This window comes from Trichococcus patagoniensis, from assembly GCF_003051085.1.
Taxonomy (GTDB): domain Bacteria; phylum Bacillota; class Bacilli; order Lactobacillales; family Aerococcaceae; genus Trichococcus; species Trichococcus patagoniensis.
This window is the reverse complement of sequence record NZ_QAOM01000005.1, coordinates 1-23,885: the sequence shown is the minus strand read 5'-3', so window position 1 is coordinate 23,885 and position 23,885 is coordinate 1. Positions and strand designations below refer to the sequence as shown.

The 23,885-nt window shown below is 50.2% G+C and carries 24 protein-coding genes; 8 read left to right on the top strand and 16 right to left on the bottom strand.

The features are described 5' to 3' along the window. Positions 1-23: 23 nt before the first annotated feature. Positions 24-1,148, top strand: a complete 1,125-nt coding sequence (locus tag C8U37_RS04140) for a phosphomevalonate kinase (RefSeq protein ID WP_108032015.1) — start codon at positions 24-26, stop codon at positions 1,146-1,148. Continuing rightward, positions 1,138-2,205, top strand: a complete 1,068-nt coding sequence (fni, locus tag C8U37_RS04135) for a type 2 isopentenyl-diphosphate Delta-isomerase (RefSeq protein ID WP_108032014.1) — start codon at positions 1,138-1,140, stop codon at positions 2,203-2,205. Before C8U37_RS04140 ends, fni begins: the two co-directional genes overlap by 11 nt. 362 nt (positions 2,206-2,567) lie before the next feature. On the opposite strand, the gene trpX is transcribed toward fni, so the two are convergent. From trpX to C8U37_RS04120, 3 genes are all read right to left on the bottom strand, one after another. Continuing rightward, positions 2,568-3,593 carry a tryptophan ABC transporter substrate-binding protein gene (trpX, locus tag C8U37_RS04130; RefSeq protein ID WP_170100185.1) on the bottom strand — a complete coding sequence of 342 codons (1,026 nt, stop codon included), beginning with the start codon at positions 3,591-3,593 and terminating at the stop codon, positions 2,568-2,570. Positions 3,594-3,956: 363 nt separating this feature from the next. Further along, a complete protein-coding gene (locus C8U37_RS04125) occupies positions 3,957-4,280 on the bottom strand; it encodes an AzlD domain-containing protein (protein WP_108032012.1) in 324 nt (107 codons plus the stop codon). After that, the gene (locus tag C8U37_RS04120; RefSeq protein ID WP_170100184.1) at positions 4,273-4,977 is read right to left on the bottom strand and encodes an AzlC family ABC transporter permease; all 705 of its coding nucleotides are present in this window, start codon (positions 4,975-4,977) and stop codon (positions 4,273-4,275) included. Before C8U37_RS04120 ends, C8U37_RS04125 begins: the two co-directional genes overlap by 8 nt. Positions 4,978-5,156: 179 nt before the next feature. On the opposite strand from C8U37_RS04120, the gene C8U37_RS04115 reads away from it, so the two are divergent. Then, entirely contained in the window at positions 5,157-5,861 is a 705-nt protein-coding gene (locus C8U37_RS04115; protein ID WP_170100183.1) for an MgtC/SapB family protein, read from the top strand. A 294-nt stretch (positions 5,862-6,155) separates the two neighbouring features. Here the strand turns inward: C8U37_RS04115 and C8U37_RS04105 are convergent, their stop codons facing one another. Both C8U37_RS04105 and rpiA read right to left on the bottom strand, forming a co-directional pair. After that, positions 6,156-7,457, bottom strand: coding sequence for a pyrimidine-nucleoside phosphorylase (locus C8U37_RS04105; protein WP_108032008.1), 1,302 nt, complete (start codon positions 7,455-7,457; stop codon positions 6,156-6,158). 78 nt (positions 7,458-7,535) lie between these two features. After that, complete coding sequence (rpiA, locus tag C8U37_RS04100; RefSeq protein ID WP_108032007.1) at positions 7,536-8,213, bottom strand: ribose-5-phosphate isomerase RpiA; 678 nt, start codon at positions 8,211-8,213, stop codon at positions 7,536-7,538. 198 nt (positions 8,214-8,411) lie between these two features. On the opposite strand from rpiA, the gene C8U37_RS04095 reads away from it, so the two are divergent. Further along, positions 8,412-9,092 carry a serine dehydratase beta chain gene (locus C8U37_RS04095; protein ID WP_108032006.1) on the top strand — a complete coding sequence of 227 codons (681 nt, stop codon included), beginning with the start codon at positions 8,412-8,414 and terminating at the stop codon, positions 9,090-9,092. An 18-nt stretch (positions 9,093-9,110) separates the two neighbouring features. Beyond that, positions 9,111-10,049: an L-serine ammonia-lyase, iron-sulfur-dependent, subunit alpha gene (sdaAA, locus tag C8U37_RS04090; protein WP_108032005.1), complete on the top strand. Its 939-nt coding sequence runs from the start codon at positions 9,111-9,113 to the stop codon at positions 10,047-10,049. A 689-nt stretch (positions 10,050-10,738) separates the two neighbouring features. On the opposite strand, the gene C8U37_RS04085 is transcribed toward sdaAA, so the two are convergent. From C8U37_RS04085 to murB, 8 genes are all read right to left on the bottom strand, one after another. After that, entirely contained in the window at positions 10,739-11,116 is a 378-nt protein-coding gene (locus tag C8U37_RS04085; protein WP_108032004.1) for a Rid family detoxifying hydrolase, read from the bottom strand. A gap of 134 nt (positions 11,117-11,250) precedes the next feature. Beyond that, the gene (locus tag C8U37_RS04080; protein ID WP_245879752.1) at positions 11,251-11,754 is read right to left on the bottom strand and encodes a cyclophilin-like fold protein; all 504 of its coding nucleotides are present in this window, start codon (positions 11,752-11,754) and stop codon (positions 11,251-11,253) included. A gap of 340 nt (positions 11,755-12,094) precedes the next feature. After that, positions 12,095-13,165 (bottom strand): ABC transporter substrate-binding protein, encoded by a 1,071-nt coding sequence (locus C8U37_RS04075; RefSeq protein ID WP_108032003.1) that lies wholly within the window; start codon positions 13,163-13,165, stop codon positions 12,095-12,097. Next, on the bottom strand, positions 13,162-14,013 hold the full coding sequence (locus C8U37_RS04070; RefSeq protein ID WP_108032002.1) for an ABC transporter permease: 852 nt from the start codon (positions 14,011-14,013) through the stop codon (positions 13,162-13,164). Before C8U37_RS04070 ends, C8U37_RS04075 begins: the two co-directional genes overlap by 4 nt. Further along, on the bottom strand, positions 14,010-14,825 hold the full coding sequence (locus C8U37_RS04065; protein ID WP_108032001.1) for an ABC transporter permease: 816 nt from the start codon (positions 14,823-14,825) through the stop codon (positions 14,010-14,012). Before C8U37_RS04065 ends, C8U37_RS04070 begins: the two co-directional genes overlap by 4 nt. Positions 14,826-14,835: 10 nt before the next feature. Beyond that, positions 14,836-15,924, bottom strand: a complete 1,089-nt coding sequence (locus C8U37_RS04060; RefSeq protein WP_108032000.1) for an ABC transporter ATP-binding protein — start codon at positions 15,922-15,924, stop codon at positions 14,836-14,838. Positions 15,925-16,106: 182 nt separating this feature from the next. After that, positions 16,107-17,810: an ABC transporter ATP-binding protein gene (locus C8U37_RS04055; protein WP_108031999.1), complete on the bottom strand. Its 1,704-nt coding sequence runs from the start codon at positions 17,808-17,810 to the stop codon at positions 16,107-16,109. Positions 17,811-17,901: 91 nt separating this feature from the next. Then, positions 17,902-18,816 carry a UDP-N-acetylmuramate dehydrogenase gene (gene murB, locus C8U37_RS04050; protein ID WP_108031998.1) on the bottom strand — a complete coding sequence of 305 codons (915 nt, stop codon included), beginning with the start codon at positions 18,814-18,816 and terminating at the stop codon, positions 17,902-17,904. A gap of 336 nt (positions 18,817-19,152) precedes the next feature. Between murB and C8U37_RS04045 the strand changes: the two genes are divergently transcribed. From C8U37_RS04045 to C8U37_RS04035, 3 genes are read left to right on the top strand one after another with little or no spacing between them, the layout of a single operon-like run. Then, positions 19,153-19,401, top strand: a complete 249-nt coding sequence (locus C8U37_RS04045) for a hypothetical protein (RefSeq protein ID WP_108031997.1) — start codon at positions 19,153-19,155, stop codon at positions 19,399-19,401. Between the two features lie 16 nt (positions 19,402-19,417). Continuing rightward, the gene (locus C8U37_RS04040) at positions 19,418-20,179 is read left to right on the top strand and encodes an exodeoxyribonuclease III (RefSeq protein WP_108031996.1); all 762 of its coding nucleotides are present in this window, start codon (positions 19,418-19,420) and stop codon (positions 20,177-20,179) included. 43 nt (positions 20,180-20,222) lie between these two features. Next, entirely contained in the window at positions 20,223-21,008 is a 786-nt protein-coding gene (locus tag C8U37_RS04035) for an SDR family oxidoreductase (protein ID WP_108031995.1), read from the top strand. Between the two features lie 99 nt (positions 21,009-21,107). On the opposite strand, the gene C8U37_RS04030 is transcribed toward C8U37_RS04035, so the two are convergent. The 3 genes from C8U37_RS04030 to C8U37_RS04020 all read right to left on the bottom strand — a co-directional run bounded on the left by C8U37_RS04030 (position 21,108) and on the right by C8U37_RS04020 (position 23,544). Next, entirely contained in the window at positions 21,108-21,752 is a 645-nt protein-coding gene (locus C8U37_RS04030; RefSeq protein ID WP_108031994.1) for a dienelactone hydrolase family protein, read from the bottom strand. After that, the gene (locus C8U37_RS04025) at positions 21,745-22,398 is read right to left on the bottom strand and encodes a phosphoribosyltransferase (RefSeq protein WP_108031993.1); all 654 of its coding nucleotides are present in this window, start codon (positions 22,396-22,398) and stop codon (positions 21,745-21,747) included. The genes C8U37_RS04030 and C8U37_RS04025 overlap by 8 nt, the downstream gene beginning before the upstream one ends. A 177-nt stretch (positions 22,399-22,575) precedes the next feature. Beyond that, a complete protein-coding gene (locus C8U37_RS04020) occupies positions 22,576-23,544 on the bottom strand; it encodes a metal ABC transporter substrate-binding protein (protein ID WP_211306121.1) in 969 nt (322 codons plus the stop codon). Positions 23,545-23,885: the final 341 nt, after the last annotated feature.

The window sequence follows — 23,885 nt, the reverse complement described above, 5'->3', positions numbered from 1 at the left end:
CAGGAACAGAGAGGGTTGAATGCATGACTGTAACAGAAGCAAGTGCTCCGGGTAAATTGTTCATTGCCGGAGAATATGCGGTAGTGACGCCTGGCCACCCATCGATTTTGGTCGCTTTGGATCAGTTCATTACGGTTTCTTTGGAGGAAGCTGATACGACCGGGACAATCCGATCGGCGCAGTATGGCGGTTTACCGATACCTTGGACCCGCGAAGAGGATCAGCTGGTCATCGACCAACGCGAAAATCCTTTCCTCTACATTACCGAGGCGGTCAAGGTGACGGAACGCTACATCAAAGAATCCGGGACTCCGTTATCCTATTTCCATCTGTCCGTGAAGAGCGAGTTGGACAACGCCAGCGGAAAAAAATACGGACTGGGATCGAGCGGTGCTGTGACGGTCGCCACGATCAAAGCCTTGCTGAAATTTTATGCGATCGATCCGGAATTCGAATTGGTCTACAAATTGGCAGCTTTGGCGCATCTATCCGTCAAAAGCAACGGTTCCTTCGGCGACATTGCCGCGAGTACATACGGCGGCTGGATCGCTTATGCCTGTTTCGACAGGGAATGGGTAACGAACAAGGCAACCGAGCTTACGCTCACCGAATTGTTGGAATCAGCTTGGCCGCAATTGATGATTCGGCCCTTGACACCACCAGCCAATCTGCGATTGGTGATCGGCTGGACCGGCTCCCCGGCTTCGACCACCCATCTGGTCGACCGCGTCAACGATGTCCGCGGCGGCATCGACGATTTTTACAAAACCTTCCTGGAGGCCAGCAAAAAATGCGTGAACGCCATGATTGCGGCTTTCGAACAAAGCGACTTGCAGGCGATTCAGGCAGGCATCCGCGAGAACCGCTTGCTGCTGCAGCAATTGACCGCGCACACAGGCGTCGTCATCGAAACGCCGCCGTTGACGCAGTTGTGCGATTTGGCCGAGAAGAATCTGGGTGCGGCCAAATCATCCGGTGCCGGCGGCGGTGACTGCGGTATCGTCATCATCGACAGGCAAGCGGGCATCATCCCCTTGATTTCGGAATGGGAAAAAGTCGGGATCATGAACTTGCCGCTGCACGTCTTCAGCTACGTGCGCACTGCCCACGCCATCGAATGGAAAGGAGTATCCGAATATGACGCTTGATTCAAACAGAAAAGACCAGCACGTAGTTCTGGCCGAAAAACAGTATCAGCCAACCGATTTGTCCGATTTCGGGAAGATGCGCTTTGTCCATCACTCTTTGCCCAATCTGAAAGTGGCGGACATTTCGCTGCAGACGGAGATGGCCGGGATGAGCCTGGCTGCGCCCTTCTACATCAATGGCATGACCGGCGGCAGCGAACGGACCAAACAGATCAATGCCGATCTGGCGATGGTCGCAAAAATGACCGGTTTGGCGATGGCTTCCGGTTCCGTCAGTGCGGCGTTGAAGGATCCGAGCGTCAGCGACAGCTTCTCGGTCATCCGCAAAGTGAACCCGAACGGCCGGATAATGGCGAATATCGGAGCCCATCATTCGCTCGATAATGCCAAGCGCGCCGTGGCGATTCTCGAGGCCGATGCCTTGCAGATTCACATCAACGCACCGCAGGAAATGATCATGCCCGAAGGCGACCGCGATTTCACGATGTGGCTGCGCCAGATTGAGGAAATCACTGCGCATGTCGGCGTCCCGGTCATCGTGAAGGAAGTCGGTTTCGGCATGAGCCGTGAAACGATTGGGCAATTGATTGCGGTCGGTGTCCGTACGATCGATGTCTCCGGCAAAGGCGGCACGAACTTTGCGGCGATCGAAAACGCAAGACGCACGGCCATAGCCTACGATGACTTGGAAAACTGGGGCCAATCGACGGTGATCTCGCTATTGGAAGCCGATGTTCATCGCGGAAAGGCGGAGTTCCTCGCATCCGGCGGCATCAAGTCACCGTTGGACATCGTGAAAGCTTTGAGCTTGGGCGCGAAGGCTGTCGGACTCTCCGGCCAATTCCTGCACATGCTCCTGAGCGACGGACCGGAGAAGACAGCCGAAACGGTCGAAGCCTGGAAGGAACAGATTACGACGGTGATGGCGATGCTCGGAAAAGTATCTGTTGCCGATTTGGCGCGCACGGATCTCATCTTCCAGCGCGACATCCTCGACTGGTGCGACATGCGCGGAATCGATTTCCGGCAGTACGCCAATCGTTCAATTCAGCATTAATTGAAAATAAAAGCAGCGCGCCAGCGAACGGTAGGATGATACCGGTCGCTGGCGCGTTTTTTGTGGTGGTTGAGGCAATTTTGGATTTATGGATTTTGCTTCAGGGGCTTGCTGTCGGGTGTACTTTTGGATTTACGGACGAGCAGCCGACATAACCGGTCTGCGTCGGCTGTTCGCAACACTCCTGGATCCGATCAGTCGACACAAGACAATTTCGTCGGTTGTTCGCAACGCTAATGGATCCATTCAGTCAACATGCCCTTCTTGTTCCGCTTCCGGTAACCTCAGCGATCCCTTTTCCAGCGCCACGCCAAAAAAGAGGCTCATCCGCAATTGGATGAAGCCCCTCCCCTGAACAATTATTATTCAGCTAATTCCACAAACACCGCATCAGCTTTGACCTCTTCCGGAATCGTCAATTTCAGTTCGTCCACCTTTGCTTGATTGATGTATACGGAATTTTCTTTGACCAGTTGGACCGGATAAGTCGCCGGATCCGCGCCCTTCAGGATGTCGACCGCGATTTGGCCGATCTGGGTGCCCATGCCGTATTGACTTGGTGCGAAGGTAGCTACGCCACCGTCTTTCACCATTGTATCAGCAGCCGGGAAAACCGGGATACCGAACGCGTCGGCTGCATCCACCAAGGTTGCCATTCCGCTCGCGATGACATTATCATTCGGTACATAGATCGCGTCCACCTCTTTGGCGAGGCTTTCCGCAGCTTGGGCGATATCGTTCGTAGTTGTGATCGTTTTCGTCACGACTTCAAATCCAAGATCCGCTGCCGCTTGTTCGGCGCGTTGGCCGGAAATGATCGCGTTGTCTTCGGCAGTCGTGTACATGACGCCGATCGTTGTGGCATCCGGCAGGAATTGCTTGATCAATGCCATCTGTTCGTTGGATGGTGTCCGGTTAGACAGCCCGGTCGCATTGCTGCCGGGAGCTTCCAAGGATTCAACCAGTCCAGCGCCGACCGGATCCTGGACCGCGCCGAGGATCACCGGAATCTCATCGGAGGCATTCTTCAACGCTTGCGCGGCGGGCGTCGCAACGCCGATCATGATGTCCGCATCATGGCTGACGAAGCTTTCCGCGATCGATTTCATGTTCGCTTGGTCTCCCTGCGCATTCTGGAAGTCGATGGTGGCATTTTCGCCGTCGACATATCCGGCCGCGGCCAACTCATCCAGGATGCCTTCCGTGATCTGGTCCAAGGCCGGATGCGTCGTGAGTTGCAGGATGCCGATATAGACCTGTTCCTGTTCACTTTCATTTGTAGCTGCCGAAGAATCAGCTTCAGAAGCTGTGTTTCCGCAAGCAGCCAACAACCCGATCGCCAATACCGAACTCATTCGCAACATGTTTTTCATCCCATTTTTCATCATCAAAACTCCTCCATTTTTTTGAAATTTGATTTTCATACACATCCCAATCCGGATCAAAAACGCGTTTTTGGATGCAAAAAAACCGCAGAGACCCTAATAGTCTTTGCGGTTGTCTATTCCTACAGTTGTAAAAGAAGGAAAAATCCGCATAGACGCTAATCCAGATCGAATCTGAGGTTGCATCTATGGACAGTCCTGTCACACGATCAACCTACTCCATGCGGCTTTGCCAGCTTATTCCGTTCGTTGCTGTTACAAGCGTGATCGTTTGCATTGCGACTGCCTCCTCTTCTCTTATGCTTTCATCATAATCAACAAACAAAAGTATGTCAACAGAATAATGAAAATATGGTGGCAAATAAATTAAAGAACCCACACCGTCAGGCTGATGCCCGCGATGCCGATGATGACGGAAAGGATCATATTTTTCGAATAATAAGCCACCAGAGCTGTCACAAGCGACGGCAGCAGTTTGGCGTTCTCCAATGCATTCAAAGAAACGTTGCCCTCCCAGAAAAAGATATCCGAAGCGATCAAGGCCGAAAAAATCGAAACCGGCAGGAAGCTCATCCATTTCTGGAACCAAATCGGGATCCGCGCATTCTTGAGGGCAACAATCGGCAGCCATCTGGGCAAGAACGTCACCAGACCGCCTCCCAAAATCAGCCATAACGCTTTATCATCCACGCAAAATCCCCTCCTTATCGTCTTTCTTGTTCTGCAGGTAGAGTCCGAATCCGGAGGCCAATACCGAAGTCAGGACGATGGCGATGTTATGGTGCAGCAGGCTCATCAACAGGACCGCCGTGATGCCGGAGACAATCGCTGTCCAGAACACGATGCGGTTCTCGATCTGGGAAACGAGCAGAAAGATGAACATCGCAATGAGGATGTAGTTCATCACGACCGGTGACAAAGCGATGCTCTTTCCGGCCATCGCCCCTATCCCGGTGCTTAAAATCCAGGTAGCATAGGCCGTGACATTCGCAGCCATTGCTTTGGTTGGATTCCACATGCCGTCGTTTTTGAAATACAGCGTGTTGACGGCGAAGGATTCATCCGTGATCGTCTGCGCGAAGAAGATGCTGAACAGCGTGCTCTTGTCGCGGATCCTCCGGGCCAAGCTGGAACCCATCAAAAGATGCCGCAAATTGATGAAAAAGATCATGATCACCATTTCCAACAGCCCTGCCCCGGCCACCGTCATCGAAGCGATCATGAACTGCGCGGCACCCCCGTAGATGAGCAGGCTCATCAGCATGACCGCCAGCCAATGATAGCCCGCTTGCTGCAGCAGGACTCCGCAGGCCAATCCCATCGGAATGTAGCCGAAACAAACCGGATAGATGGCTTTCATCCCGGCCAGCCATTCTTTTTTCGACATATTGTCCCTCCTCTGATTAAATATCCATACTTTATTTTTCATTTTATCACATAGTTACGGCAGAATCGGCGAGATGCTGCAAATTTTCAGAAAATCGTCAATTCCGCTTATTTCCTTTTACAGAAAACGGTTGGTGCATTAGAATAGAGGAAATGCTCATTCTGAAAGGGGGAATTGCTGTGTATTCCATCAGCACATTGGAAATAACGATGCGCTTGCTTGCGGCGGTCTTCGTCGGTGGCGTCATCGGTTATGAACGCGAAGAGAACCGTCAGGCAGCCGGATTGCGGACGAACATCATCGTTTCGGTTTCAGCTTGCCTCATCACCTTGATCCAACTCGAAATCGCTTTTTATAGCCTGAATTTGGCGATCGCCAATCCGGATATCGCATCCAGCATCACCGTCGACTTCACCCGCATCATCGCCCAGATCGTCAGCGGGATCGGATTTTTAGGAGCCGGCACAATCCTCATCACCAAACGTGATACGGTCACCGGCTTGACATCAGCGGCAACGATCTGGACGGTCGCTGGTCTCGGGATTGCCGTCGGGATGGGTTATTACTTTCTTTCTTTCATCGGCTGTCTGATCCTTTATGTAGTCCTGCATATCATCAAAAAAATCAGGACTTCCATAGGCGGTCTGCATGTGGAGATCCATTACCGGCAGCCGGAACTGAAAAAGGCGATCGAATTGTTCCTTTCCGAAAACAACATCGAAACTTCGGATATGAAGTTTCTGATCGAGAATCCGGAGAGCGAGCAGCCGACCTACATCGTCATCTACGGGATCGGTTTGCCGCATTACTACAAGAAAAAGGATCTGGTGAGCGACTTGTCGAAAATGAGCAAAGACATCACGAATGTGGCTTTTGATCAATGATTGGAAAAGCAAAGAAGCAACCGGAATGCGCTCCGGTTGCTTCTTTGCTTTTGTGCTGAAATTTATTTGTGGCGCAACCACTCTGCTCCGGTGAACGGAGGCTTCGCCGGAGTTCGGCCCACATTCTGCTTGTGTTCTCCGATGAAGGCAGCCTCGTCGGAGTTAAGTCCGATTGTCATCGGCGTCCTCCGGCGGGCGAACCCTTCACCGGAGCTGGGATACCTTCCGTCGCCCTTCTCCGGCCAGCAAGCACAACAAATAAAGAAGGCCATCCTTTTTCGGACAGCCTCCTCATTAATCCGTAATGATACCGTGGATCAGGGTGATTTCTTTTCTTTCTGCGCCAATGGAATAAGCTTCCTGGATCAGCTTTTCGGCCGGGCCGAAATCTGCTTTGTTGGCGAACATCGTGACGATCACTTCGCCTTTTTGGACCGGATCGCCGACTTTTTTCAGGACCTTCAGTCCGGCCGACAGATCGATCGTGCTTTCTTTCGTGGCGCGTCCGGCCCCCAAAAGCATCGCGGCCACGCCGATATCATCCGCAACGATTTCAGTCACGTATCCGGATGCTTCGGCCAAAACATCCTGTTGGCGCGAGGCTTGCGGCATCAAGGAATAATCATCCACCACTGCCGGGTTCCCGCCTTGGGAAGCGACGAAAACTTTGAATTTCTCCAACGCTTTGCCGTTGCGGAGGTTTTCGGTAACCAGTTTGCGGGCTTCAGCGAGATCAGCCGCTTTTCCGCCCAAGTAGACCATCTGGCTTCCCAATTCGATGCAGAGCGCCTCCAGGTCTTGCGGACCGTTGCCCTTCAACGTTTCGATCGCCACTTCGACTTCCAAAGCATTGCCGACAGCCACACCCAAAGGCTGGCTCATGTCGGAAATGATCGCCATCGTTTTGCGGCCGGCCAGATTGCCGATTTTGACCATCGCATGGGCAAGCGCCCTCGCATCTTCTTCCGTCTTCATAAAGGCACCGGCGCCAATTTTAACATCAAGCACAATCGCATCCGCACCGGCTGCGATTTTTTTGCACATGATCGAACTGGCGATCAGCGGCAATGAATTGACGGTTCCGGTCACATCACGCAGCGCATACAATTTCTTGTCGGCTGGGCAGAGATTGCCGGATTGTCCGATGACGGCGACTTTATTTTCGTTCACGATGGATGCGAATGTCTCTTCATCGATCTCCACATGGAAGCCGGGAATCGATTCCAACTTATCCAGTGTGCCGCCTGTATGGCCGAGTCCACGTCCACTCATTTTCGCCACCGGCACGCCGCAGCTGGCGACCAAGGGAGCGAGCACAAGCGTAGTTGTGTCACCGACGCCACCGGTTGAATGTTTGTCGACTTTGATGCCTGCGATGGCGGAAAGATCGATCTGATCGCCGGATTCAGCCATGGCAATCGTCAATTCCATCCTTTCCTCATCGGTCATGTCCTGAAAAAAGACGGCCATCGCCCAGGCGCTCATCTGGTAATCGGGAATTGACCCATCCGTGTAGCCATCAATGATGAAACGGATCTCTTCTTTCGTCAATGCTTTGCCTTCTTGTTTCTTGATAATTAAATCTACCATTCTCATAGGTTGTTCCTCCATTTGAATCTGACTTTTCGAATATCAAGCACAGCGCAAAACGTTTTTGTGCACCTAAGTTGAAGCTTATCTCTTCGCTTCGATCACTTTCACGCCGTCTTTTGTACCGACCAAAACGGTATCCACACAGTCAAGGAACAAACCATGTTCCACGACACCGGTCAGATGGATCAGATCCTCGGCAAGTGCCATCGGATCCAAAATTTCACCCAGATGCAGATCGATGATATTGTTCTTCTCATCAGTCAAATAATAGTCCCCGCTTGCTGTCTTGCGGAATTCCGGATTGTAGCCTTTTTTATTGAATTTATTGAACAGTTGGATTGATCCGTAGCAGACGACTTCCACCGGCAGCGGAAATGCGCCCAGATGTTTCACCATTTTGCTTTCATCGACGATCCAGATGACTTTCTTGGAATTGTCGGCAACGATTTTTTCAAACAGCAAGGCTCCGCCGCCGCCCTTTATCCCTTGGAAATCTTCGCTGATTTCATCGGCTCCGTCCACCGTGATGTCGATGCAAGTCACTTCATCCACACTTTTTAACGGTATCCCCAACGATTCGGCCAACTCCTTTGTTTGGATCGAAGTCGTCACTCCAGTGATCTTCAAGCCTTCCTCGTTCACACGTCTACCGATCTCTTTTACAAAATAATAGGCAGTCGAGCCTGTTCCCAGTCCAACTGTCATACCGTCTTTGATGTATTCTGCAGCTTTTAATCCAACCAGTTCTTTAAGTTCCATTTTTTCACGCGTTCCTTTCAGGATGATGAAATCATTATATCATACGGAAAGGAAGCGTTTCTATGGCTGGCAGCGTATACTCTGTTAAAAAGCAATTAGAATCCGATAAAAAAGCAAGTAGGCGTTCTGTCATTCCGACAGCCTTTTCGCTATAATGAGAGGCAAGCTTCCATGAACCAATAAGGAAAGGGGATCGTCATGAGCCATACATTCAGAAGCATTTTCGATATCATCGGTCCGGTGATGGTTGGCCCTTCCAGCTCGCATACAGCCGGGGCTTTGGCATTGGGGAAAGCGGCGGCGCAGCTGTTCGAGGTTAAGCCGAAAAAGGTCACGATCCATTACTATGAATCGTTCGCGGATACCCATCTCGGGCACGGCACCGATTTTGCGATCCTTGGCGGAATACTCGGTTTTGCGGCGGATGATCCGATGATTCCGCAATCCCTCAAAATGGCCAAATCCCAAAAGATAGCCGTGACATTCATCGAAGAGAGCGGCGACTCTCCCGTCGGCCACCCGAACACGGCCACGATGGTGTTGGAACGGGACAAGAAAAAAATAACCGTTACGGGCAGTTCCATCGGCGGCGGCTCGATCGTTTTGAACCATGTCGCCATCGACAACTTCTCGATGCGATTGGATGCGCATCTGCCTATCTATTTCATCCATCAGAATACGCTCCAATACCATCTTTACAGCGAAGCGGAATGGCAGAATTATTTTGCATTCAAAGGCTATCCCTTGAATGATATCCGCATTTTCAGGGAAAGTGATACCGAATGGGTCGTCCTCTATCTGGATACGGTCCCCACTAAAGAAATGATCTACGAAATCAACGAGCTGCCTTTCATCGAAAAGGCGATACTGATCAGTTAGGAAAGAAGGAATACCGCTTTGTACAATAAGATTGCAGAATTGGTTACCGCCGCGGAGGAAAGCGGCAAACCGATTTCCGAATTGATGCTGCTGCAGGAAATGGCCAAAAGCCACCGGACGCGTGCGGAAATTTGGGAACAAATGCGCAACAATTACCACGTCATGAAGGCCGCAGTCGAAAAAGGCTTGGCTGGCGATGGCGTGTTTTCCCCCACTGGATTGACAGGCGGTGAAGCCGTGAAACTGCGGAACTATCGCCAACGCGGCAAGACGCTTTCAGGCGACGACCTGCTGATCGCGGTGGAGAGCGCCATCGCCACGAACGAAGTCAACGCTTCGTTGGGAATCATCTGCGCTACCCCGACTGCCGGCTCATCGGGGACTTTGCCCGGTGTGATGTTCGCCATTAAGGACAAGCTGGGGCTGACGGAGGAACAGATGGTCCAAATGCTGTTCTGCGCCAGCGGCTTCGGCATGGTGATCGCCAACAATGCCATGATTTCCGGCGCCGCTGGAGGCTGCCAAGCCGAAGTCGGGAGCGCATCTGGAATGGCTGCCGCTGCGGCTGTAGAAATCGCGGGCGGAACGCCTGAGCAGGCCTCGGAAGCGATGGCGATGGCCATCAGCAATCTGCTCGGCCTCGTCTGCGATCCGGTTGCCGGACTGGTCGAGATCCCCTGCGTCAAGCGCAATGCAATCGGTGCGGTCAATGCCCTGATCAGCGCCGATATGGCCTTGGCCGGGCTGACGAACAAAATCCCCGCCGACGATGTGATCGAAGCGATGCGCAAAGTCGGGAAAAACCTTCCCGCCTCCCTGCGCGAAACCGGTTTGGGCGGCCTCGCAGCCACCCGTGAAGGCGTCCGCCTGAAAATGATGATCTTCGGGCAGCAGTTGGAAATCAAGCCGGAATGGGTGGATGACCAGCCCCCGGCCAAAGCGAATCCGTTCGAATAACGGATCGGAATGGGTTCGTTGCGTCTGAGTGTTTTGCATTCTATGCTTCACACAAAAGTGCTAAGAATGTCCGATAATCCGCATGAATCGGACATCCGGAACACATCCAGACCCAAGCTTGTCCGATAACCCGCATGAATCGGACATCCGGAACACATCCAGACCCAAGCTTGTCCGATAACCCGCATGAATCGGACATCCTGAACACATCCAGATCCAAGCTTGTCCGATAACCCGGAAGAATCGGACATCCTGAACACATCCAGACCCAAGCTTGTCCGATAACCCGGAAGAATCGGACATCCTGAACACATCCAGACCCAAGCTTGTCCGATAATCCGCATGAATCGGACATCCTGAACACATCCAGACCCAAGCTTGTCCGATAACCCGCATGAATCGGACATCCTGAACACATCCAGACCCAAGCTTGTCCGATAACCCGGAAGAATCGGACATCCTGAACACATCCAGATCCAAGCTTGTCCGATAACCCGCATGAATCGGACATCCTGAACACATCCAGACCCAAGCTTGTCCGATAACCCGCATGAATCGGACATCCTGAACACATCCAGATCCAAGCTTGTCCGATAATCCGCATGAATCGGACATCCTGAACACAATCCTATCAAATAAAAGAAGAACGGCTATCTCACTTGGAGATAGCCGTTCTTCTTTTATTTGTATTAGTCTTTAAATGCGATAGCTTCGATTTCGATGACGGCATCTTTCGGTAAAGCGGCAACCTGCACCAATGAACGGGCTGGTTTATGTTCGCCGAAGAATGCGGTATACGCACCGTTGATCGCGTCAAAATCATTGATGTCCTTCACGAACACGTTGACTTTCAGGATTGATTCCAACGAGCCGCCGCCCGCTTTGACGATCGTCAACACATTGTTCAAGCTGGCTGTTGTCGCTGCTGCAGGATCAGTAACAAGTTCCTTCGTTTCCATATCGATTGGTAATTGTCCGGATGAAAAGATGAAACCGTTCTTTCTTGTTCCTTGCGAATAAGGACCGATCGCTGCGGGCGCTTTGTCTGAACTGATGAATTTAGTCAAGAGATTCCCTTCTTTCTTTTAATCTTATTTTAATGATAGCATAACCTTGCGCGGATTGTGAAGCGGAATTTCTTCGACGGGTAGTTTGAGGCTACTGTAAAAGCGGCTGCCAAATCAATACATTCCAACTGATTTCATTCAGAAATCTTAGTGACAGAGATTTCCCCTGTCAATTTTCTGATATGTTCTCCACCTGAAATAGCTGTTCCCAAATCATACAACCCCCGGTAACGTCCAAAGCTGCCGTAATACATGACCACATTTCCCCATGGTTCGAAATATGCAAGTGTGCCGGCAGGGCCCTCTGCACTCGGCGTGTCAGTAGTATTCAGTTTTGTTGGTGGATAAAATATTTTTTCGTTGTTCCCATAATTCTCCACCCTTATTTTAAAAGGAAGCTGATTATAGAGTGATTCTGCTGCAACACTATTATTAAGCATAAATACAACAGTATGTATCTCATCTTTAACTTGTATCTGCATTTTGTTTCCTCCTGTCTCACTATCATTTTCTGATGATTGACTATCTTGTAACCTTGAGTTCAAATCTGTTTCACCTCTTTCAGAAGTTTGTCTGAAGCAAGCGGCTAATAGTCCAAAAGCGAAGAGCACGACAGTCAGCAAGATTCTCTTTCTCATTATCCCGCCTCGCTTAAATGAAATGCTAGCATCTTTATATGCAAGCATACCTATTAACCTTAAGATCAAGTCAATGTTTTTCTCCAACAAGGGGCAGCATCAAACTAGAGTGGTATTTTCTAGTTTGATGCTGCCCCTTTCTATAGGAATTGAATTTATGCTTAGAAATAACCCGCCAAAAGCATTTTGGCGGGGAAAATCAGTTCAAATCACAGGCAGAAAACCCGCCGAAACCACTTTGGCGGGGAAAAACGGCCTCGGACAACACAAGATTCCCCGCTAACCCTATTTTGGCGGGGAATTCCGCAGAGAGTGCACGTCATTTCCAATGTTTTATATGTTATTTCCTGAACATCTTGATCTCGAGGAACAGGTCATTGTACGTTCCCAGTGTTTTGGCTCCCAGGTTTTCGTAGACTTCGAGTTTGTCCATGACTTCATCGGACGGATAAAATTGTTTATCGCTGGTTATTTCGGGATCCATCAGCTCGATGGCGGTTTGGTTCGGTGTGGCGTAGCCGACGTATGCCGCATTGATGGCCGCATTTTCAGGTTCCAGCATGAAATTGATGAAGGCATAAGCGCCTTCGATATTTTTTGCGGTCTTCGGGATGACGATATTGTCGAACCAGAGATTTGAGCCCTCTTCCGGGATCACATAATGGAGATGTTCGTTTTCCCAAAGCATCTCGCTGGCTTCGCCGGAGAAAGTCACAGCGATGGCCGCTTCTTCCTGGATCATGTACATTTTGATTTCATCGGCAACGATTGCTTTGACGTTCGGCGTGATATCCTTCAGTTTCTCTGCGATTTCTGTCAACACGACCGGATCCCTTTCGTTGAGAGAGTAGCCTTCAGTTTGGAGGCCCAGCCCCATCACTTCGCGCGCCCCATCGATCAGCAGCAGGCTGTTCGCATAGCTCGGATCCCAGAGATCGGACCAGGAAGTGGGCTCTTCCGTCACCATTTTGTCATTATAGATGATTCCCAACGTTCCCCAGAAATAAGGGATAGAATAGTTGTTGCCCTCGTCGAACGGCAGATCCAGGAAGCGCGGGTCGATGTTCTCCAGGCCTTCGATCTTCGAATGGTCCAGCTCAATCAGCAATCCTTCTTCAGCCATTTTATTTATCATGTACTCCGAAGGGATGCTCAGATCGTAGGCCGTGCCGCCCTGCTTGACTTTGGTGTACATGGCCTCGTTCGAATCAAACGTTTCGTAGGAAACCTTATACCCGGACTCCTCTTCGAATTTCGTGATCAGCTCCGGCTCGATATAGTCGCCCCAGTTGTAGATGGTCAGTGTATTCCCGTCCGTGAAGCCTTGCGACCTGTTCAACGAGCTGATTCCGAAAGCGATCGCTGCACAGACAAACAGCACAGAGGCCGCCATTCCCATTAATTTTTTCATCCTTTTTTCACCGTCCGTTCCGAACCGGCATGTTTTCCGATTGCCTTTAATTGCTGCGCGCGTTTATTGTGCCCATATTGTTGGATGAAATAGTAGCCCAATACCAAAAGCAGCGTGAACAGGAACATCAGCGCACTGAGCGCATTGATTTCCAGGCTGACACCACGGCGAGCCCGCGAATAGATTTCCACCGCCAAAGTGGTGAAGCCATTCCCGGTCACGAAAAAGGTCACCGCAAAATCATCCAAGGAATAAGTGAAGGCCATGAAGAAACCGCTCAGTATTCCCGGAGTGATGCTCGGTATCAGGATTCTGCTGAACACTTGGCCGGAGCTCGCACCCAGATCCTGGGCCGCGCTGATCATCGAATCGTTCATCTCATAAAGCTTCGGCAGCACCATCAGCACGACAATCGGAATCGAAAAAGCGATATGCGACAGCACCACCGAGGAGAAGCCCAACGAAAAGCCGAGCAGCGTGAAAAGGATCAACAGGCTCGCCCCGATGATGACGTCCGGCGAAACCATCAGCACGTTGTTCAGGCTCAAGAGCGTATTTTTAGTGCTGCGTTTCTTCGTGTAATAAATATAGATCGCGCCCATCGTGCCGATTGCAGTCGCGCTGAGAGCCGAAAGCAAAGCCACCAAAAACGTGTTCAGCACGATGCCGATCAAGCGCGTGTCCTCAAAGACAGCTTGGTAATGCTCCCACGTGAAGCCGGTGAAAGTGTTCATGGTCCCGCCGGCATTGAACGAATAAAAGATCAGATAAAAAATCGGCAGGTACAGGATGGCGAAAACGAGCACAAGGAATGCATTGTTCCACTTCGTGTTGGTTGTTCCCTTCATTTGACTCCCCTGCCTTTCTTCTTTTTATCACTCGTCAGGGACATGATGGCGATCATGCTGATGATCAGAATGACGCCGATCGTGGAGCCCATCCCCCAGTTCTGGGTGACGAGAAAATGCTGTTCCACAGCTGTGCCCAAAGTGATGACCCGGTTTCCACCGATCAGTCGCGTCAACATGAACAGCGAAAGTGACGGAATGAAGACGGCCTGGAAACCGCTGCGCACGCCGCTCAGCGTCAGAGGAAAGATGACCCTCGTCAAAGTCTGCATCCTTGTCGCACCCAAGTCCTCACTGGCCACGATCAGGGACGGGTTCAGCTCTTCGATCGAATTGAAGATCGGCAAAATCATGAAAGGCAACTCGATGTAGGCCGCCACGAAAATGAAACTGAAGTCCGTGAACAGGATCTGTTGGGGACCGATGCCCATGAAGCTCAGGAATTGATTGACCGTCCCGCTCTGACTGAACAACCCGATGAAGGCATAGGCCTTCAGCAAAAGATTGATCCATGTCGGCAAAATGATCAAAGACAGCCAGAGCGGCTTATGCTTCGTCCGGCTCAGGAACAAGGCCGTCGGGTAACTGATCAGGAACGTCACGAGGGTGATGATGAACGCATACAGGAACGAATTCAACGTCATCCGCAGATAATTTCCCGAGCTGAAATAGGTCGCGTAGTTAGCAAAAGTGAAGGCTCCGGTGATGTCGAAAAAGGACTGGTACAGAATCAGCAGCACCGGGGATATTACAAACAGCCCCAGCCACAGTATGTAAGGAACAGAATAGAATGCTCTAGAATTTTTCGTCATGTCTTTCCCCCTACTCTTCATAGCTTTCCAGACGGGCATCGAACTCTTCCTCGGATTCGCCCAGGCGCATGACATGGATATCCTGCGGACCGAAATGGAGTCCGACATCCTTGCCGATTTCCGCGCGCTTGGTGGAATGGATCATCCACTCGTTTCCGTCCTTGTCATAGCCGATGATTTCATAGTGGACGCCGCGGAACAGCTGCGTATCGATATTCACGACCAGTTTGCCGTTTTCGACAGTCGTCAGTTCCAGATCTTCCGGACGGATGACGATTTCGATTTTTTCACCCGGAGTGATGCCCGCATCGGAACATTCGAACTCCTTGCCAACGAAGCTGACTTTGTAGTCCTCCACCATCATCCCAGGAACGATATTGCTCTCGCCTATGAAATCCGCAACGAATCGGTTGATCGGCTCATCGTAAATATCCACAGGTGTGCCGCTCTGGACAATCGCACCCTTGTTCATGACGAAGATCCAATCGCTCATGGCCAATGCCTCTTCCTGATCGTGCGTTACAAAAATAAAGGTGATACCCAAACGCTGCTGCAGTTCACGGAGTTCGTACTGCATATCCGTGCGCAGTTTCAAATCCAAAGCCGACAAAGGTTCATCCAAAAGCAGCACATCCGGTTCGTTGACGATTGCCCTGGCGATTGCGACCCTTTGTTGCTGGCCGCCCGACATTTCGCTGATTTCACGGTTTTCATAGCCCTCAAGCTGTACCATTTTCAGTGCCTCTTCCACTTTCAGCTTGACTTGGTCCTTGGGCATTTTTTTGATCGTCAGCCCGAATGCGATATTATCGAAAACATTCATGTGGGGGAACAAAGCGTAGTCCTGGAAAACCGTATTGACTTTGCGCCGGTTCGCCGGTATGTCATTCACTACTTCCTCATTGATTTTGATGATGCCTTCCGTTGCGTCCGCGAACCCCGCGATCAAACGCAGAATCGTCGTTTTTCCGCAGCCGGATGGTCCCAAAAGGGTATAGAATTTGCCTCTTTCAAGCTCAAAGTTAATATCATGCAACACAGTTTCATTATCGTATACTTTTTTTACATTCTCCAAAGTAATGATTGGTTTATCAGTCATTTTCTCCCGCCTTTATCGTTTATGTATGGGCGCTGAACGTTCACTCCAATCGGATGCGACCGGATATTCACTCATCACTATTATGTTAGCACAAAACACTATTATTATATAAGAAGTCGCATCCTTTACAACAAAAAACGCCAGAAATGATCATTCTGACGTTTGGACTTATCTGTATTTTTTTAGAAAAGACGCGCGGCCCGATCGTAGTAGACGAATTTTTCCGTGAAGGAGTAAGGATCCGTCATTCCGATCTGATTGGCGAAGGTGAACAAGGTGGTCTCTTTCAATGAGGCGATCTGGATCAGCCTCGGATTGATGAGGACAAAAGCGGAACTCGTATCGGCCACGATCTTCCCCTTGGCCATGACGACCGCTCTGCGGGTGTATTCCAGCATCAGGTGCATGTCATGCGTTACGATCACGACGGTCACACCGTTCTGATGGATCCGCTGGAGGAAATGCATGATGTCTTTATAATGGCTGAAATCCTGCCCCGCTGCCGGCTCATCCAAGATGATCAACTCCGGATCCAGCGCCAAGACGGAGGCGATCGACACCCGTTTCAGTTGACCGAAACTCAGCATCGATAACGGCAAGTCTTTGATGTATTGCAGTCCGCAAACTTTCGCCACTTCATCGACTTTCCTTACGATCTCTTCCTCAGGCATGTTGCGCTGCTTCAGTTTCAAAGCAATCTCTTCATACACGGTTTCCTGTGACAGGCTATCTTTCGGGTTCTGCGGGACGTAGCCGACATAATTTGCCGCTTCATCCGCATCGATGTCGCTGACTTCATGGCCTTTCCAGTAGATACGGCCACTCTGCGGCTTTTCTTCTCCGGTCATCAAACGGGAAAGCGTTGATTTGCCGGCTCCGTTTGCACCGACCAGGCTGATCATTTCCCCTTTGTAGATGCGGAGAAAGGCACCGTCGACGATGTCCTTGTCGTTCCAAGGGTATTTGAATGATAAGCCATCCAGCTCCAGAAGCACTTCATCATAATCGGGATACCTGAATTGAGGCAGATAATTCAGCCAGCTCTCCATCTGTTCCTTTAATTGCGGTCCGTTCACTTTCTTTGCATTCGCCAGTTCCCGGACATTGTCCAGATCGACTCCGGCATAGCGCATGGCCGTGATGTAAAGTGGTTCCCGGATGCCGATATCGCTCAAAATTTCGGTGCGGAGGATCTCCTCCGGCGTTGCGTCCGCGATGATCCGCCCGCCGGAAAACAGCAGGATGCGATCGATCGGTTGCGCCAAGACATCTTCCAGCCTATGTTCGATGATGAGGACGGTCGTGTCGCTGACGCGATGCAGATCATCAATGAATTTCATGGCCAAATCCCCGGAACTCGGGTCCAGATTCGCTAATGGTTCATCGAATAAAATCACTGGCTTGCCATCCAAGGAGATGCCGGCCATTGTGATGTCGCCCAACTGTTGTTCCGACAATTTCATGAAACTGCGCTTCAGATACGGGCGTTTCTTCAAAAAATCATGCCAATTGTCCATTTTTTTAACATCATCCGCTGTACGGAACGGGACGTGTTGCTTCACTCCAAATTTCCCCATCTGATCCGCGTGGGGAATCAGACTGTTCTTGACCAGTTTCATTTCATTCGGAAGAAAATCTTCGAAGGGGGCAACCGTTTGATCGATCTGATGGTGAAAGAGGATGTTTCCGCTCGCATCGCCGTTCTCTTCACTCGGCAATACGCCAGTGAGGCAACGGGCAAAGGTCGTTTTCCCGGAGCCGCTAGGGCCGAGCACAAGTATTTTTTCTCCTTCGTAGATGGTGACATTCAGTTCTTCCAGCGTCGGTTCCTTTTGATCTGAATAGGTGAAACTAAAGTTCTGAAAAGATATCAGTGGTCTTCGCATGGGCTATCCTCCTTCATTATATATTTTTAAAAAAAATAATTGAGTGCTATTCAAAAAAGAGCTGAATGTTCACACCCAGCCTTCTTTTCACCTATAAGCTTCCCACTGTATCTTCTCCGATGATCCGGACTTCCGTTTCCAATGGCACACCATAATGTTCCATTATGACTTCTTTGATATGCGCGATCAGTTCAATGTAATCGGTCGCTGTGGCATTGTTGATATTCACGATAAAGCCTGCATGCTTCATCGACACCTGTGCCCCGCCCCAAATCAAACCTTGCAGACCCGCTTCTTGGATCAATTTGCCTGTAAAATACCCGGTCGGCCGTTTGAAGACGCTGCCGCATGAAGGATATTCCAATGGTTGCTTCGATTCGCGCAAAGCCGTCAAGTCATCCATTCGGGCTTTGATTGTTTCCTGCTTGCCTTTTTCCAGGTGGAAGACGACTTCCAGAACGATTTCGTTCGTTTCCTGCAGCTTGCTGTGGCGATAGGAAAACTCAAGCTCATTCTTCTCGTAGATTTTGATTTTGCCTTCGCGTGTGATCACCACTACGGATTCGATGACTTCTTCGACTTCACCGTCATAGGCTCCGGCGTTCATGTAGACCGCTCCACCGACGCTGCCGGGAATGCCGCATGCGAATTCCAAGCCGCTCAACCGCTCAGCCAAGGCCATCCGCGAAGCATCGATCAAGCGTGCGCCGCTCTGGACGATCAACCGATGGCGCTTCACTTCCATATGGTCCATTTCCGTCAGGATCATGACGATGCCGCGGATGCCGCCATCCTTGATGATGACATTGCTGGAATTGCCCAATACGGTCAAAGGCGCTTGCTTTTCATTCACCCATGCAACGATTGCCGCTACTTCATCTTTGGATTTCGGAAAGACCAGCACATCCGCAGGTCCACCTGTTTTTGTGTATGTATAATTTGATAAGTTTTCATTCTCTTTAACGATCGTTTCAGGAAACTGTTGTTTTATTTCCGTCCCCAACATGCATTTCACCCACTAATTTTATTTATGTAGTCCATTCTAACATCACTTGATGCGGATTTGTATCAAATAAGTAAGCGGCAACGATTAATTATATTTCTTTAACCAAATGTTAATCATTTTTTAATCAAAAACATTTCCGCACCTGTTCATGCTATTTTAACACAAGTTTATGAAAAAATTTACAATTTAATCAATTTGAAATAGCTTTGTTAGATATCTGTCTGCCGGAAAGAATCCTTTCTCATTTTTTGGACACGAATTCCGGCCCTCTTCCTTGCGATCCAAGCGCATAGGTATGGTAAAATATTACAGATAACAGAAAAAGGAGGCTGCTTTATGCAACCCAAACAAACCAGAAACGGAATAACATTCACACTATTGTCCATCCTTTACCCTCTTTACCTCTTCACTACCAAAGATCCCGGCTCCGTATCCACTACTTCGTTGGTTTTGGCGCTGTTTTTGCCGATTGTCGGAACGATTTTTGCGTTGAACATCCCAGAGCCTAAAATGAAGTGGACACTGGCCGCCATCAATCTCTTCCTCTTCATCCTGTTCCTTTACTATACGATTGCGTTACGTTAAGGCAGGTGAACATAAAATGGAGCTAAAATTTGTCTCATGGAACGTCAACGGCTTGCGGGCCATTGTAAACAAAAATTTTGCGGATATTTTTTCGGACTTCGATGCCGATTTCTTCTGTCTGCAGGAAACAAAATTGCAGGAAGGCCAGATTGAGCTTGCATTCCCCGGGTATGAATCCTACTGGAATTACGCGGAGCGCAAAGGCTATTCCGGTACGGCCATATTCACAAAGCATACACCGCTTTCTGTGCGGTTGGGCATAGGCGCTGCCGAACATGATTCGGAAGGACGCGTCATCACCCTGGAGTATGCCGGCTTCTACCTAGTCGCTGTCTATACGCCCAATTCACAGGAGCAGCTGAAGCGGTTGGACTACCGGATGGATTGGGAGACAACCTTTCTGGCTTATCTGAAAGGGCTGGAGTCTGAAAAACCGGTTGTCGTCTGCGGCGACCTGAACGTTGCCCACGAGAACATCGATCTGAAGAATTGGAAAACGAACCGCAAGAACGCGGGCTTTTCGGACGAGGAACGCGCCAAGTTCAGCGAAGTGGTCGCCAACGGTTTCATCGATACTTTCCGCTACTTCCATCCGGATGCGGAAGGCAGATATTCCTGGTGGAGCTACCGCTTCAACGCCCGCAAAAACAATGCCGGCTGGCGGATCGACTATTTCCTTGTATCGGACACATTGAAGGATGCCTTGGTCGACGCGGATATCCATGAAAATATCTTCGGCAGCGACCATTGCCCGGTATCGCTGAAGCTTTCGCTGTAGTCACGAAATATTTGAAGCATCAAACAGTCAGGAGGAATGGAATATGGATTTTCAAAATCGTGTGATCGTGGTGACCGGCGGAGCGAACGGCATCGGCCGAGCCACTGTGGAATCTTTTTTGACAGCGGGTGCCGTTGTTGCATTCGTGGACACAGATAAGGAAGCCGGCGAAAAGATCGTTTCCCGTTTCGCAAGGAACGATGTGTATTTCCATCACGGGGACATCGCGGAGGAAGCTGCCCTTCACGCTTTTGCGGAAGCCGTCAAGCAACGCTTCGGCAAAGTCGATTATCTGGTGAACAACGCTTGCATCAGCAAAAAAGGTATCCTGTCGGAATGTTCCTATCAGGACTTCAATTATGTGTTGGCTTTAGGCGTCACGGCGCCATACATGTTGACGAGTTTGCTTTTGCCGGTGTTCACAGCTGGCGCTTCGGTCGTGAACATCGCATCAAGCCGCGGTTTCATGTCGCAAGAGGACACCGAAAGTTATTCGGCAGCTAAAGGCGGCATCCTTGCGTTGACGCATGCGCTCAGCATTTCCTTGGCTGGAAAAGCCCGCGTCAATGCCATCAGCCCTGGTTGGATCGACACGGGTTCCTTCCATAAAGAAGAGAATTACCAGCCTGACTACGAAACCGCCGACCTGTTGCAGCACCCTGTCGGTCGGGTCGGCGTACCCGATGACATCGTGCAGACGATCCGCTTCCTCTGCAGTGACGCAGCCAGCTTCATCACCGGACAGAATTTCACTGTCGACGGCGGGATGTCAAAGCTGATGATTTACCACAACGATCATGGCTGGACTTATAATCCTGAATCCAAGTGATAGACACTTTCACATTTTAAAAAAAAAATAAGCAGGACGACCTTCGCATGAAAGGTGTCCTGCTTTTTGTCATCCTGGCCGAAATCAATTCGGTCGCTCTTATTTTTCCGGAAACTGCTTCACAAACCATTGCGCAGCCAACTCGGCGACTTGTTCCAGGGTGCCGGCCTCTTCAAACAGATGTGTTGCTCCGGGAATGATGGTCATTTCCTTTTCGCAGTTCAGTAATGCGTAGGCCTGCTCATTCAGTTCGATCACTCCGTCATCATAGCCGCCCACCAGCAAAAGTGTCGGAGCCTTGACCTTTGCCAGATGCGCCTTGGCCATATCAGGACGCCCGCCGCGCGATACGACGGCCTTGATTTCATCGCCCAACACCGCGGCTGATTGCAAAGCGGCAGCCGCTCCGGTGCTGGATCCGAAATAGCCGATCGGTAACAGTTTCGTTTCATCCTGCTGCTTCACCCATTTTTCCGCAAGCGTCAACCGTTGGGTCAACAATTCGATGTCGAACCGTTTGTCAGTCCACTCGCTCTCGGCTTCCGTCAACAGATCCAGCAACAAGGTGGATAAGCCATGCGCCCGCAGCACGCTTGCCACGTATTTGTTGCGGACACTATGCCGGCTGCTTCCGCTGCCATGGGCGAAAATAACGAGCCCTTTCGCGTCTTTGTGCAAGGCCAGATCACCGTTCAGTGTGACACCCGCACCGGTTATCCGCACTGCCTTTTCTGGATCACTCATCTGCCTTCCCCTCCTTCACGTTCATGCCTTGGAGCAAGGAGACGACCTCCGCGTCATCGAGCTGATCGAAACGGACATAATAAGCGCCCACAGCGCCGAGATAGTCATCCGTCCGCTCCAAAGCAACGACTGCATCCACCATTTGATCCATCCTTTTTGCGGTATCCTCCGGCGTTACCGGAACGGCGACGATGATGCGTTTCGGATGCCGCTTTTTCAGAGCCGCTATCGAAGCGAACATCGTGAAACCGGTCGCGATGCCGTCATCCACGATGATGGCCGTTTTGCCTTCCAAGGATTGGATGTTCGCTGCCCCGACATAGGTTTCCCTGCGCCGTTTGATTTCCTGTCGAAGCCGCTTCAGCTCCCAATCCAGCCATTTCTGGTCCAACACCCCATGCTCGCCCGGATTGAAGATTGGGTCCGCATCCTCTGTGATGGCCCCGATGGCGTATTCAGGATTGAACGGGTGTCCGATTTTCTTTGTGATAAGCAAATCAAGCGGCGCCGCCAATTTTTTGGCAATCTCCACTCCCAACGGCACTCCCCCTCGCGGCAAGGCAAATACGACGATATCTTCTCCGCGGTACTTCTCCAAAGCCTCGGCCAGCAGGATGCCGGCTTCTTTCCGATCGGTAAATAACATGATGCTTCCTCCTTGTCCGACAATACCTTCCCATTGACTGAAACAAGTGTGTGTTGTTCAAATTGAAATTACACTTGGATTGCTGTTATCTTAACCTGTCATTTTGATTCTTTTCTGTCCACTTAGCTCAACCAAATCATAGCACGCAAACGCTCTGAGCAGGAACAATAACCCTTATCAGTTGATACTTTTCTTCAATGCCTCAAGATTATCCATCATGACCGAAATATAATCCGAACCATTTTCCTGTTCTGCTTCGGTGATTCCTTCGAGAGGGCTTAGCACCGCCAATTCCACTCCAACCTCTTCCGCTAGCGTCTCCGCCGTCTGCGAAGAAGCATTGTTTTCAAAATAGATGTGCGAAATATTGTTCGCCTTCACGTATTCGGAAAGTGTCGCCAAGGCAGCTGCACTCGGTTCCGTTTCGGCATTCAGACCCGTCACCGAAATCTGCTCAAGATTATAGCGGGCAGCCAAGTAGGCGAAGGCGGCATGCTGCGTCACAAAAGTACGGTTTTCTGCTCCCTCAAAAGCAGCACGGTAGGCTTCATCCAATTCGTTCAGTTTTCCGTTATACGTTTCGGCATTTTTCAGATAATTCTCGGCATGGTCCCCATCCGCTTCGGCCAAGCCTTCCGCAATCGTCGTAACCTCTGTTTGCGCCAACACAGGGTCCAACCATACGTGCGGATCGACAGTATGGGTATGTCCAGTCTCCGCATCTTCCTCCTCGGACTCATGGTCATGCGCGTGGGCCTCGCCTTCATACTCCAATAGCGTGATCGCTTCGCTTGCACATAGGACAACCATATCCGAAGTGTCGATGGAAGCCAACACGTCCGGTACCCACGTCTCCATCTCAGCGCTGTTGTAAATGAACACATCCGCATCCTGGATTTCCGCGATCATCTGGCTCGAAGGCTCAAAGGAATGGACTTCCATTCCGGCTTCCAAAAGCAGGCTCACGTCGGCATCGTCCTGCGCGACCTGTTTCGTAAAATCGTACATCGGGTAAAAGGTCGTGACAACCTGCAGCTTGTCCGACTCCGTATTTTCTGTTGTGCTCTCGGCTGCTCCACAACCAGCCAATAGTGCAGTTGCGCCCAACAGCGACAACGCCCACTTCATACTCTTTTTTTGATTCATTTATTTTTCCCCCGTTTTCTCTTTATGGCCTATCCGAAGTCGGATAATGATTGCTCGCTACAAATCGTAACGATTACGTTTTAAAGGATAACGTAAAGATTTAGTTGATGCAAGTCATTTGTGTGCAATAATTAATTTCTTCATATGTAGAAATTTTTATAAACAGAAAAATAACGTCCCTTCCCGAGCGACGCAAAAAAAGGTTCTATAATAAATGGTGTTGATGAAGTAAATTTCATCAACACCTTTTTTGTGAAAAGTGCAAAAAAAAGGACAAATGAAATACTCTGTTAAAATAAAGGTGACTAAGCCAGATATTTTAAGGAGTGATTTCATTTGTC

Bases quoted from the DNA above. Each gene is read 5' to 3' on its own strand.
- C8U37_RS04140 (WP_108032015.1), top strand. From the start codon at position 24: ATGACTGTAACAGAAGCAAGTGCTCCGGGTAAATTGTTCATTGCCGGA.
- fni (WP_108032014.1), top strand. From the start codon at position 1,138: ATGACGCTTGATTCAAACAGAAAAGACCAGCACGTAGTTCTGGCCGAA.
- trpX (WP_170100185.1), bottom strand. From the start codon at position 3,593: ATGATGAAAAATGGGATGAAAAACATGTTGCGAATGAGTTCGGTATTG.
- C8U37_RS04120 (WP_170100184.1), bottom strand. From the start codon at position 4,977: ATGTCGAAAAAAGAATGGCTGGCCGGGATGAAAGCCATCTATCCGGTT.
- C8U37_RS04105 (WP_108032008.1), bottom strand. From the start codon at position 7,457: ATGAGAATGGTAGATTTAATTATCAAGAAACAAGAAGGCAAAGCATTG.
- rpiA (WP_108032007.1), bottom strand. From the start codon at position 8,213: ATGGAACTTAAAGAACTGGTTGGATTAAAAGCTGCAGAATACATCAAA.
- C8U37_RS04095 (WP_108032006.1), top strand. From the start codon at position 8,412: ATGAGCCATACATTCAGAAGCATTTTCGATATCATCGGTCCGGTGATG.
- C8U37_RS04080 (WP_245879752.1), bottom strand. From the start codon at position 11,754: ATGAGAAAGAGAATCTTGCTGACTGTCGTGCTCTTCGCTTTTGGACTA.
- C8U37_RS04075 (WP_108032003.1), bottom strand. From the start codon at position 13,165: ATGAAAAAATTAATGGGAATGGCGGCCTCTGTGCTGTTTGTCTGTGCA.
- C8U37_RS04070 (WP_108032002.1), bottom strand. From the start codon at position 14,013: ATGAAGGGAACAACCAACACGAAGTGGAACAATGCATTCCTTGTGCTC.
- C8U37_RS04065 (WP_108032001.1), bottom strand. From the start codon at position 14,825: ATGACGAAAAATTCTAGAGCATTCTATTCTGTTCCTTACATACTGTGG.
- C8U37_RS04060 (WP_108032000.1), bottom strand. From the start codon at position 15,924: ATGACTGATAAACCAATCATTACTTTGGAGAATGTAAAAAAAGTATAC.
- C8U37_RS04055 (WP_108031999.1), bottom strand. From the start codon at position 17,810: ATGCGAAGACCACTGATATCTTTTCAGAACTTTAGTTTCACCTATTCA.
- murB (WP_108031998.1), bottom strand. From the start codon at position 18,816: ATGTTGGGGACGGAAATAAAACAACAGTTTCCTGAAACGATCGTTAAA.
- C8U37_RS04045 (WP_108031997.1), top strand. From the start codon at position 19,153: ATGCAACCCAAACAAACCAGAAACGGAATAACATTCACACTATTGTCC.
- C8U37_RS04040 (WP_108031996.1), top strand. From the start codon at position 19,418: ATGGAGCTAAAATTTGTCTCATGGAACGTCAACGGCTTGCGGGCCATT.
- C8U37_RS04035 (WP_108031995.1), top strand. From the start codon at position 20,223: ATGGATTTTCAAAATCGTGTGATCGTGGTGACCGGCGGAGCGAACGGC.
- C8U37_RS04030 (WP_108031994.1), bottom strand. From the start codon at position 21,752: ATGAGTGATCCAGAAAAGGCAGTGCGGATAACCGGTGCGGGTGTCACA.
- C8U37_RS04025 (WP_108031993.1), bottom strand. From the start codon at position 22,398: ATGTTATTTACCGATCGGAAAGAAGCCGGCATCCTGCTGGCCGAGGCT.
- C8U37_RS04020 (WP_211306121.1), bottom strand. From the start codon at position 23,544: ATGAATCAAAAAAAGAGTATGAAGTGGGCGTTGTCGCTGTTGGGCGCA.